The sequence below is a fragment of the Rhizobacter sp. P3_B12 genome, assembly GCF_056402895.1.
Genome location: NZ_JBFUGN010000874.1, coordinates 1 through 2,613, shown reverse-complemented (window position 1 = coordinate 2,613; position 2,613 = coordinate 1). Strand labels below are relative to the sequence as shown.

The following is a 2,613-nucleotide window of genomic DNA, read 5'->3' as shown; positions in this document are numbered from 1 at the left end:
CGCCGGCCCCGACGCCTGCGCCCGCTCCGGCACCGGCTCCCACGCCCGCCCCGGCGCCGGCGCCTGCTCCGGCACCTGCTCCCGCGCCGGCGCCGTCGAGTTGTGTGGCCTGGACCGAAGGCATCACCTACAACGTCGGCCAGGTCGTCAGCTACCAGGGCAAGCAGTACAAGGCCCTGGTGACGCACACCGCGTTCGCCGGCGCGAACTGGAACCCGGCCGCGACGCCGACGCTGTGGACGCCGACGAGTTCGTCGTGCGGCCCGTCGCCTGCCCCGGCACCCGCTCCTGCACCGTCGCCCGCTCCCGCGCCGTCGCCTGCTCCGGCACCCGCGCCGGCTCCGGCCCCCGCACCGAACGGCACGCTGACGCTGCCTGAAGCGCTGAAGGCCGTGCAGACCAAGCGTGTCTATGTCGGCTACTACCCGACCTGGAGCGACAACTGGTTCGACGCCACCGGCAAGACCGCCAACGACGTCTACAAGGCCAGCAAGTTCGCGAAGGTGCCCGCCACCTACACGCACGTGATGGTGTCGTTCGCTGACCCGAACTTCTCGTGGGCCGGCATCAACACCAACAGCTTCTCCGGCACCGGCATCACCTTCAGCGCCTCGCCGAAGGACATCAAGGCCGCGATCGACGTGCTGCACCAGCGCAACCAGAAGGTGATCCTCGCCGTCGGCGGCGCCACCTACAACAACTGGGGCCCGCTCGCGGCCCAGGGCGCGGCCGGCAGCGGCTCGATCATCAACGCCCTCGCGAAGATCCAGACCGAGATGGGCTTCGACGGCCTCGATGTCGACTACGAAGCCGACGGCGACGTGGACCGCTATGCCAACTCGATCAAGGCGCTGCGCAAGGCGGTGGACCTGGCAGGCGGCGGACGCGTGCTGACGCTGGCCGGCTGGTCGAGCGGTGCGGACTGCACCTCGGGCACGACGGCCGACCCGGCCTGCGCCGGCAAGATGTCGTACTGGGGCGGCAACGCCGGGCGCGAGCGCGGCGTGGTGCTCAAGTACCCGGCGACGGCAGCGATGCTCGACATGGTCAACGTGATGAGCTACGACGCCCGCTACGAGCACTTCGACGGCATCGTCGCGTACAACCAGTACCGCAGCCTCTACCCGTCGAAGACCATCGTCTCGATCGGCCTGGAGCCGTCGCCCGAGGGCTGGGCCGGCGGCATGCTGGTGGTCAACGATGCCGACGCCCAGTGCACCGGCTCGCGCAACCTGCAGGACCAGTACGGCGCCAACCTGAACCTGCCGTACTCGGTGCAGCGCTACACGAACGCGGTGGCGAACGGCACGGCGGCCAACCGCAATGCACGTGACGGCGCGATGCTGTGGGCCATCATCAAGACGGGCGGCGGCTCGTGCGGCGGCGCACAGCTGGCCACGCCGGGGACGGTCGGGCAGAAGGTGGGCACCACCTTCGGGCTGACGATCGATCCGCTCCTGCAGACCTCCGACTGGAAGTAATCCTCCACCCCCATCCAGGAGCACACCATGAACACCAGGCATTCCAAGCTTTCAAAGCGATACCACCTCGCCCGCCTGCCGCTCGCCGTCGCGATGAGCAGCGCCTTCCTCGCCGCCTGCGGCGGCAACGATGGCAGCAACAGCAGCGCCCCCGACGCCACGGCTGAAGGCCACGAATCCGCGCAGGCGGCCCGGGCCAGCACGGCCGGCACCATCACGCTGGCCAACGGCATCTACACGATCGTCAATGCACAGAGCGGCAAGTGCGTCGACGTGGCCGGTGCCAGCACCGTCGACGGCGGCCGGCTGCAGCAGGCCAGCTGCAACAAGAACGCCGCCCAGTCGTTCGAGCTGAGCGACGCCGGCGGCGGCGTCTACAAGCTGATCAACGGCGGCAGCGGCAAGGCGATGGACGTGGCCTCGGCCTCGACCTCCGACGGCGCGGCGCTGCAGCAGTGGGTCGACAACGGCACCAACGCACAGCGCTTCCGCATCGAGCACCTGGGCGGCGATCGCTTTCGCCTGGTGAATGCCGGCAGCGGCAAGTGCGTCGACGTGACCGGCGCCTCGACGGCCGATGGCGCCGTGCTGCAGCAGCTGTCGTGCGGCACGGGCGGCGGCCAGTCGTTCCGCTTCCTGCCGCGCAGCGGCAACGTCACCGCCGCGGTCGCGGTCGGCATCTACGAGGTGAAGTCGGTCGAGTCGGGCCTGTGCCTGGACATCGCCGGCGCCAGCACCGCCAACGGCACCAAGGCCCAGCAGAGCGCGTGCGCCGACGTGGCCTCGCAGCGCTTCGAACTGCGCGGCGAGACCGGCGGCAGCTTCCGCCTGGTCAACGTCAACAGCGGCAAGTCGCTCGACGTGACCGACGTCTCGACCGCCAACGGCGCGCTGATCCAGCAGTGGACCACCGGCGCCAGCGACAACCAGCGCTTCGCGATCGCCGTCTCGGGTGCAGGCTTCTCGATCAAGGCCCGCAACAGCGGCAAGTGCGTCGACGTGAAGGACCACAGCATGGTGGCCGGCGGCGGCATCCAGCAATGGGACTGCGGCACCGGTGCCAACCAGCAATGGAAGCTGACGGCGGTCGGCGCACCGGCCCCGGCACCCGCGCCCGCACCCGCTCCGGCGC

The 2,613-nt window shown here is 70.2% G+C and carries 2 protein-coding genes; both read left to right on the top strand.

The features are described from left to right. A partial coding sequence (locus AC1D01_RS29385; RefSeq protein WP_477872717.1) for a carbohydrate-binding protein occupies window positions 1-1,481 on the top strand: 1,481 nt, incomplete at its 5' end. Between the two features lie 27 nt (window positions 1,482-1,508). Further along, the coding region (locus AC1D01_RS29380; protein ID WP_477872715.1) for an RICIN domain-containing protein at window positions 1,509-2,613 on the top strand (1,105 nt) is incomplete at its 3' end.